5 protein-coding genes, 6 pseudogenes and 1 riboswitch are annotated in these 8,958 nt (G+C 33.6%); of the genes and pseudogenes, 2 read left to right on the top strand and 9 right to left on the bottom strand.

The window, feature by feature from the left end; all coding sequences use genetic code 11:
* Positions 1–133: 133 nt before the first annotated feature.
* Both VK90_RS18430 and VK90_RS29925 read right to left on the bottom strand, forming a co-directional pair.
* On the bottom strand, positions 134–946 hold the full coding sequence (locus VK90_RS18430) for a polyphosphate kinase 2 family protein (RefSeq protein WP_048374356.1): 813 nt from the start codon (positions 944–946) through the stop codon (positions 134–136).
* A gap of 228 nt (positions 947–1,174) precedes the next feature.
* Positions 1,175–1,288 (bottom strand): annotated as a pseudogene (locus VK90_RS29925) (alpha/beta hydrolase); the annotation flags it as partial.
* Between the two features lie 90 nt (positions 1,289–1,378).
* Here VK90_RS29925 and VK90_RS18425 point away from each other — a divergent pair.
* On the top strand, positions 1,379–1,843 hold the full coding sequence (locus VK90_RS18425; RefSeq protein WP_048374355.1) for a hypothetical protein: 465 nt from the start codon (positions 1,379–1,381) through the stop codon (positions 1,841–1,843).
* A gap of 219 nt (positions 1,844–2,062) precedes the next feature.
* Here VK90_RS18425 and VK90_RS18420 read toward each other — a convergent pair.
* The 6 genes and pseudogenes from VK90_RS18420 to VK90_RS18395 form a co-directional block, all read right to left on the bottom strand.
* A pseudogene (locus tag VK90_RS18420) lies at positions 2,063–2,260 on the bottom strand (MFS transporter); the annotation flags it as partial.
* Between the two features lie 223 nt (positions 2,261–2,483).
* A complete protein-coding gene (locus tag VK90_RS18415) occupies positions 2,484–3,893 on the bottom strand; it encodes an S-layer homology domain-containing protein (protein WP_048374353.1) in 1,410 nt (469 codons plus the stop codon).
* Between the two features lie 255 nt (positions 3,894–4,148).
* Positions 4,149–4,430, bottom strand: a pseudogene (locus tag VK90_RS18410) (N-acetylmuramoyl-L-alanine amidase family protein); the annotation flags it as partial.
* Between the two features lie 78 nt (positions 4,431–4,508).
* Positions 4,509–6,134, bottom strand: a complete 1,626-nt coding sequence (locus VK90_RS18405) for a YndJ family protein (protein ID WP_048374351.1) — start codon at positions 6,132–6,134, stop codon at positions 4,509–4,511.
* A 5-nt stretch (positions 6,135–6,139) separates the two neighbouring features.
* A pseudogene (locus tag VK90_RS18400) lies at positions 6,140–6,463 on the bottom strand (DUF4166 domain-containing protein); the annotation flags it as partial.
* Positions 6,451–6,684, bottom strand: a pseudogene (locus VK90_RS18395) (hypothetical protein); the annotation flags it as partial. The pseudogenes VK90_RS18395 and VK90_RS18400, both read right to left, overlap by 13 nt.
* Positions 6,685–6,876: 192 nt before the next feature.
* Positions 6,877–7,063: riboswitch (Lysine riboswitch) on the top strand.
* Between the two features lie 201 nt (positions 7,064–7,264).
* Between VK90_RS18395 and VK90_RS18390 the strand changes: the two are divergent.
* On the top strand, positions 7,265–8,494 hold the full coding sequence (locus VK90_RS18390; RefSeq protein ID WP_048374349.1) for an aspartate kinase: 1,230 nt from the start codon (positions 7,265–7,267) through the stop codon (positions 8,492–8,494).
* 194 nt (positions 8,495–8,688) lie between these two features.
* Here VK90_RS18390 and VK90_RS30790 read toward each other — a convergent pair.
* Positions 8,689–8,853, bottom strand: a pseudogene (locus tag VK90_RS30790) (helix-turn-helix domain-containing protein); the annotation flags it as partial.
* Positions 8,854–8,958: the final 105 nt, after the last annotated feature.

Raw genomic sequence — 8,958 nt, 5'->3', positions numbered from 1 at the left:
TTAATATGATTATTGATTATATACCTTATTCTGTAAATTGTAAAATGTTTCTAACTAAAAAAGCTGTCTTGTAATTTTGTTTTACCAAATTACAAGACAGCTTCCCTTCATATTTCCTATACAAACCTTTTTACTATTTAACCCCTGCATCTTGCATAGACTCATTTTTCTCTTTCTTACCTTCTTTTATTTCATAATAATAAGAAGGTAATTCTATATTATGTTCTAAGAAATAATCCTCAATTAATGAAATAATTTCTTTCAATGTTTTCAAACGAGCGTATAATTTATCATTACTCGCAATAATATTCCATTTAGCATTCGGCTTATTTGTTTCTTCAAACATGTCTTCCATTGCTTCGACGTACTCATCCCATTTTTCACGATTTCGCCAGTCTTCATCTGTAATTTTCCATCTTTTAAGAGGATTGTTCTCTCTTTCTTTAAATCGTTTCAACTGTTCGTCTTTACTAATGTGATAGAAAAACTTTCCTATTATGTAATGATCATCTGTTAATAGCTTCTCGAAATCATTAATTTCACCATACGCCCTCATCCACTCTTCCTTTGTGGCGAACCCTTCAACACGTTCAACTAATACACGACCATACCATGAACGGTCGAATATAGTAATTTGCCCATATTGAGGAATTTTCCGCCAGAAACGTTGCAAATAATGATACCGTTTTTCATGAGGAGCAGGCGCCCCAATTGGATTTACTTGGAATCCACGCGGATCAAGATGTTCAGTTACTCTCTTAATCGCTCCGCCTTTACCTGCTGCATCCCAACCTTCCATAACAAGCATAACAGCTATTTTCTCTTCTTTTAAAATTTGCTGTAGTGCCAATAAGCGCATTTGATATTTTTCGAGTTTCTTATTGTACTTAGATTTGGAGTCCACTCTTTTCGTTAAATCTACTTTAGCAAGATACTCTTTTTCCATAAAACAAATCCCCCTTATTATATGACAATGTTATTTTAACATATTTATTGGGGATTTTTTCATATTCTTATTCCTTTTGACTAACACTCGTACCTCTCCACCTGCATCTATCCTTTGGAAGTTAGACTCTTCTTTATATTAATAAATTAATCCCACTGATATGCTTTTTAGCATCCTTTAGCAAGCATTTATTATTAATCATAAAAACAAAACAAGGAAGCTATACCGAAAAACCTCTACCGCATACCATGGATTGAGTTCCAATAAAACACCAGAAATAAATATATACAAAAATAACAGTTGTAGAAAAATACCGCTTCCCATACTTGCTAGTTCCTTCAATATACCCTCCCCCTAAACTGCATGGTATATTATCTCAAAAAGAGAAGATAATAACAAATAAATCCATTAAAGAATGGGAGCTCTCAAAACATGAAACGAAAAATAGTAACTCTCTTTACGCTTATATGTTTAGCACTCCCGATGCAAGCTAGTGCCTACACATTTCAGTCGCTACCAATTGCATCAAAGTCTAAACAATGGTATATCGAAATTGACAAATCTCATAACTCAAACAAGCAAGCAGTACAACCAAAACAAGGTGTATATGATACGTATAGTTTACTCGTAAAAAACATCGGTAATGATGTATCGAATGTATCTGTGGAAATACTTGATAACACTCCTACATCTAAAGCTACCTTTAAACCTACTACATCAAATTCGAACGTTTCAAAAAGTCATACGAGCTTTGACTACATGGTATTCCCATTAGACTTTAATAGCCATAATTTTAAAGTCGTTATTACTTGGGAAGAAACGACTTTCTCTTACAACGGTCATCCGGTAAATGAGAGTAAAAAAATGAAACAAACATTTGTATTTAATGAAGACTAAGTCCTACTTATATTAGGGCTTAGTCTTTATTTACAAAGCCAGATTGAATCGCTTCAGTCAATTCTTTTGCAATATCCATTTTCGTAGCATCCATATAAATTTTTTAGCCCAAATATGTACGGAAGGCTCTTCATTAGACAAATGCTTAATTAAGATGAATCGATTATATGCCATATCTCCTTTTAGCCTACATAATCAATCGAACCGCCGAATACTAGGTACAGACAATGCCATTACAATTGTTGAACCAGTTAATGAATAAACAACGACAGGAAGAATCACCATCGTTATTGAACTACCCAAGGTCGAGAGTAATTGTCCGATCCATAAAAACTTAAAGTGTGGTGATACTTTAGCTGGTAATAATAATTTTCCAACATAACCTAACTTTTTCTCTGTTTGTATTTCTCCTTGCATATCCCTCTCCTCTTTTCAAAAGACCTTAATCTCTAAAATTAAATACTGAAAATTCACTCTTCATTGATTTAAATTATATATGAAACTATTGACTTCTTGGTAAAAATATCAAAAACATAAAGGAGAACCTCATAATGACCCTATCACCCTTACATAATATGGAATATCATGTGATAAATATAACTAAAAAAGGTGTTTTCATATATGAAAACACCTTTCCACTTTATAATTTTAAATTCTTCTTCAATGTCCAATATTTTTCCGGAGCATTTTCAAGTGAGAATTCTACCCAGCCATTTGGATCTTCACGATATACATTTACTTTTGTACCATTTTCTAATTTTCCAACTTCATTTTGTGTAACATTTGGTACACTCTTAATTGGGTTGTTAAACGGGAATGGAACTTGATAGTAAGATCCTACCAATTGAACAGTAGCTGTTGCATCTTTTGCATAATCTTTATATGGAATTGCTTCACTTAATACCTCTACATTTAATGTATTAGGATTTTTCGGTAGGCGTTTTGCATTTTGATAATCTGCCTTATTAAAAGGTTTAATACGCTCCATAATATTAGCGATTTTGCCAGCCCATTCTTTATCAGTTGAGTACATAACGTTCATTGCAGGTAATGTGTAACCATTAAAATACCTAGCACCTTGTTCTAAATAGTTCTTTCTTACATAATCAGCATTGTATGAAATACTTAATCCGTAAGACGGTAAATATTTTGCATGTGCGAATGGATCCCAATCATACGCTCTTAATCCAAATAAGTTATGTTTACGATATGCAATTTCTGATTTCCCGTATCCAGATTCTAAGATTGCATGTGCTGCTAAATATAAAGCGTTCACGCCATATTCATTTTGCGCTTTAATAAAATCTTGTCCGGTTCCAACAAGTGGACTGTCTGAATGATACTTTCCAATGAAATTATCAATCTCTTGTGCCTTTACGTTAGATGGTAATGTTACATCTAGATTAATATATGATGGTTGTTCAACCGGAATATCGTTTTTCACTTGCATTGCTTTATATAAAAGTTGTGCATAACTTTCACGCGTTAATACACCTGATGGATCAAATCCGCCAAAATTATTCCCTGCTGCTACACCATTAGATTGCAAAGCACTAATTGCATCTTTCGCCCAAGGAGTTGTATCTACATCATTAAATGTGTGTGGTGCTTTCACTTCTAATTTAAATGCTTTTTGCAAAATAACAGCCATTTCAGCACGAGTTAGAGAATCTTTCGGTCTAAACGTCCCTTTGCCATCACCTACAAAAATCCCCATATCCGTTAAAGCCAAAATTTCTTTTTGGAACATTGTTGTTCCTGCACTAATATCAGAGTATGGATTTTTATACTCGCTTTTCGCTTCTGGTTTTAATGCACGATACATTAATGCTGCCACTTGTTCACGAGTTACAACATCACCAAATCCAAACTTACCATTATCATACCCTGCAATAATATCTTTTGACGTTAAATTTGTAATTGCTTCATATGACCAATGCCCTTTCGGAACATCAGGAAATTCTTTTTCAGCTGCAAATGCAGCTGCTGGAGCCATCACTACTTGAAGTGCGACTGTCGCTGCTAACACATTAGTAATAACTTTTTTCATAATTTTTTAACACGTTATGTATATGCTTGTCCCGTGTTAACTTGCCTCCCTTTATAATAAAATTTTCCCTATCAAACTAACAAACTCTTAATTAGTCAACAGTAAAAGTATACGTGATAAAAATAAACTAATCTACCATTATTTTATTTATAATCAGCATAATACGATATATCTTTTTATTCCGATACAAAATTACATAAATTTATATAAAAAGCCCATCTCTATATAGACGATGGGCTTAGCAATCGATGATTTTTATTTAGCTAAACGATACTTTGAAACATTGAAACCTTTCCACTCATAATAATCTAAAATACCAGCATAAATTGCCTCTGTAGCAATTTGTCTTCCTGATTCTGAAGCCAACTTCTCATAATCTGCACTATTATCTAAAAATGCTAGTTCAGTTAATACTGCAGACATCTCATTTTCTCTTATTACATAAAGGTTTTCTTTCACACCACAATCTCTTGTATCTAGAGCTTAAACTGGTCGTTTTTATATTTTTTCTGCTAACATACGACTATCTTTTTCATGTTCAATTATTATTGTATATTTTGGAATATAAAATTATATTTAAACTATAAAAAGCTTGGACATCTCTCCAAGCTTTTCTTATTTCTTCTCTATTTTCTTAATATCATAATGAATCTCTAAAAACTCAATTCCGAATATCCACATTCTATGGTGAGCTTTTAGCATTAGATCCCCGTCATCTTTAATAATAAAAGTTTCTGCTAATGGTAAACGTAGTGTAAAGAAACGAGTATGTAAGTAAATCCCTTCATCTCCCTTACCACTATTTCTTAGCTTACTAGTAATAATTAAGCGGTTAGCATCATTGTACAATTTCAAAATACCAGTCATATTCGAATACGGTAAAGGCAATGCGATATTCATGTATGTCTCTTTCTCGTGTGTATGTGTTGAATAAAGAGCTACAAAAATAGACTCTCCTGCTTCATTTTTTCTTAGCCAGGCTCTTACGTTTTCTCTTCCATCACTTTCATCTTTTACACTAACGATAGAGCCTTGCATCTTTTCCCACTTACCGCCCATCCCTAAATGAATTTGCGCTACACGCTTACTCATTTTTTCATAACAAAATGCAAACGGACGGAACCAACGTGCCCAGTTAATATTCGCTTGCAACTGGTACTCTCTCGTATTCTCATAAAAATGAATAATACTTAAAGGAACCTTCATTCCATCAAATGTGTCACTATGAAAATCATTCATTTTATCAACTAGACCACTGTATTGCTTGCTATCTACTACGCTTTGATTATGTAAAAAACTCTCTCCAACTGTAGAATCCCCTCTTAATTGGCTCATTGGTTTCCCATAGTACTTATAATTCGGAGTACTCTTTTCAATCATCCAACCGAGAAAAGCCGGTAATGCAACTCCAACTCCATTTACAACACCGTGAATCCAAACCATTTGTGCAATTGTAATTGTCATTACTTGTTTGAAATTCCCGTATGAATATACAAGTGAAAACATAATTGTTACCATAAGCGTACTAGATGAAATAGTAAGGAGAACCTTTGCACTTATTGCATTGAATTTCGCTTTCCAAACGTAAATCCCATATCCATAAATGGCGCATAAATATATGAACACTGCAAAGAATTCAAATACCCTCGAATACGTAATTCCTATCGCAACTGTCATTGGCGAAATGACAATGATAAATATAATAACATCATACAGTTTACTTCTCTGTTCTCTTTTCCTTCCAAGTAAACCAGCTGATAACGGCAACAGAAATGCCGAGTAATGAAAGTGTGCAGCTGTGAGTAATACTATGTCAGAACTAAAATGCATAATTGAAATTTTCGCTATAGAAGCAAAGAACCAAGAACCCCCTAAAAACAAATAAATAAACGCACTATCAATAGCTGTTTCTTCTATAGGTTTCCATCCTCTTTCTAGCAATCTACTTACTCCAAATAATGCAATAATCCCTGTATACAAAAGCCACAGAAGAGCAAAGGCGAAATGATTTGTTACGAAAGCTAGCATCGCACTAACTGCAGCAATCGGATATAAAAACGATACAAATTTATAAAATAATACATACGATCCATTTCTTGTTTTTTTATCAATAATACAAAATGACATCGGTATGAATAACAAAATAGATAATAGTATAATTGCTTCAACAGGATTTAAATTCGACCACTCGCCTATTAGAAATATAATATAACAAGCAAGTCCAAATATTATATTCTTCATTTCATTTATTTCCTTTCCACAAATGTACCCTTATATGAAAATAGTGAACCAATTAACGAATTTCGTACTTGTACATGAATTCGAAAACATTGTAGTGCGTCATCATAGCTTTCAATAATTTTTGCCTCTCCGTATAAAAATTTTGGTAACGGAATTTTTCTTCCAAACATAAAAAACCATTGCTTCTTTGAAGAAATATGCATTGCCCCCGCCTCATCAATATGAAAATTCAATGTAGAAACAAGTAAATGTGGTTCACCAAAATAATCTACAATTTCTTTTCCCTCCTCATCCAACTGCATAACGGCGTTAAAATATCTTTTCTTATTTCACCTATCGATTCCCCTTCTCCAGCTATTTCAAGGCCAAAACCAATCTTTGTTTTATATAAAAACTTCTGCGGTTCTCCTTCTTTTTTCTCTAAATACGAAATTTCAGTAAAACGAGCATCCCACTCTGTATGTATGTCTGGTTGCTGCGTATATTCCCATAATTTCTCCATTGTTGTTTTCATTTCTGTCGCAACATAAATAGGCTTTTTCCTTTTCATTCTTCCACCTCCTATGCACTATATTTTTAATGTACAGGCAATGAATTGATTTTGCTACATTTTTCACAAACTAGCTCAATAAAAAGAAAGAATTTTTAAAAAACATATAAAACACTTGATTCCCTTAAAAATTTAAATTATTATAAAACAAATGTTACCAACAACTTTATAATTCAAACACTCTCGCCTAAAACGTGAGATAGAGGTTGCAATGCTTATGAGTATTCTAAAGGAGACACAGAGATGTCTATGAGTTTAGAAGAAAGGAAGTGTTGCCGAAATTGATAAATTTCTCTGCATTTATCGATTGGGGCTGTTTTCGAATAGAAACAGAACTGTCATATGTACAGACGTGTACATATGAAGAGCTATCTACAAAAAAGAGATATCATTTTTATGATATTCCTTTTTTGGCGGTTTTTTTATTAGCTCCGTTTTCTGTTTCCCTTTTCCTGTAACAGCACCATCCTCACTTATTTGAGATGGTGTTTTTTGTTTGTCTTTCTGGTAACTACAGGGATATTGGGATTTGTATATGTCCTAACCTATTCTTAAAAATGGACGAAAGAAGGAGTTCGTAATGGAAACAATTGTTCAAAAATTTGGTGGTACTTCTGTCGGAAGTATTGAACGTATTCAACATGTAGCAAATTTAATTATTGAAGAATATAAACGAGGTCATAGCGTTGTATCTGTCGTTTCAGCAATGGGGAAAAATACAGATGAACTTGTAGCACTCGCCAATGCTATTACGGAAAGTCCAAGTAAACGTGAAATGGATATGCTTCTATCTACAGGAGAACAAGTAACCATTTCTTTATTAACAATGGCACTACAAACAAAAGGTTATAACGTAATTTCATTAACAGGATGGCAAGCTGGTATTACGACAGAATCTGTACATAGTAGTGCACGGATTACTGACATTAACACTGAGCGTATTCAGTCCTATCTTACTGAAGGCACGATTGTTATAGTCGCTGGTTTCCAAGGAATCAGTGAAGAAAATGAAATTACAACTCTTGGTCGCGGTGGTTCCGATACAACTGCTGTCGCATTAGCCGCTTCACTAAAAGCAAAAAAATGTGATATTTATACGGACGTGACAGGCGTGTACACGACTGACCCACGCGTAGTACAAGATGCTTATAAATTAGATGAAATTTCTTATGACGAAATGTTAGAGCTCGCAAACCTCGGCGCTGGCGTATTACACCCGCGCGCTGTTGAATTTGCTAAAAATCATAACGTAGTTTTAGAAGTACGCTCAAGTATGGAACAAGAAAACGGAACAATTGTAAAAGGAGAATGTAACATGGAACAACAATCAATCGTAAAAGGTATTGCATTTGAAGATAATATTACACGCGTCACAATCAAAGGATTAGAACAAGGTTCCCTTTCAACTGTTTTCTCTACATTAGCAGCAGCACATATTAATGTAGATATTATTATTCAAAGCATTACAAATGAAGGAACTGTTCACCTCTCCTTCTCAATCCATTCTAATGATTTAAGAGAAACATTAGAGGTGTTAGAACAAAATCAAGAAACACTTAACTATGAATCTGTAGAATATGAAAATCATTTAGCAAAAGTATCAATTGTAGGATCTGGTATGGTATCTAACCCAGGTGTTGCTGCGAATATGTTCACTACTTTAAAAGAAGCAGGTATTCATATTAAAATGGTAAGTACATCTGAAATTAAAGTGTCGGTTGTCATTGACCGAATTCACTTAGTAGATGGTGTTGAAGCGCTTCATCAATCATTTATGGCGAAAATTGAGCCTTTAGTGCAAATGAGCTAATTTAATATTTTCAAGTAAAGCTTACAAAAATCATATTAATCTATTTCCTTCCTATCTAAATAAAAAGCTGCTTTGTATAGATTTCAACACTCTATACAAACAGCTTTTTAACATATTATCGACATCCGAAAATCACAACAAAATAATTAAATTATTCGTTATACCCTTTTCCTAGGAAATATTACAGACCCTTCTCACTTTTTATCATTTATACCACTTCGCTGTTCCCCTTGAAAAAACGATCTATATTCATTCCAAATAACTCTCTTCACATCAGAGTAAAAAACCATCATGAATAGCGCAACTCCTAATAAAATCCCTTGAATTCCTTCATAATCAATAAAAGCAACTATTAGTAAAAATCACTGTAAACCATTCGTTTACATAATAAAAAAAGGGAGAATAGCTCTATGTTTGAGCTACTCTCCCTCACAGTTATCCCGCATTAACGGGCAGTAAGACTC

Origin of the sequence: Bacillus sp. LK2, assembly GCF_001043575.1 — a bacterium.
Lineage (GTDB): Bacteria > Bacillota > Bacilli > Bacillales > Bacillaceae_G > Bacillus_A > Bacillus_A paramycoides.
Note: the sequence above shows the minus strand (reverse complement) of the source record. Positions and strands in the feature narration are given on the sequence as shown.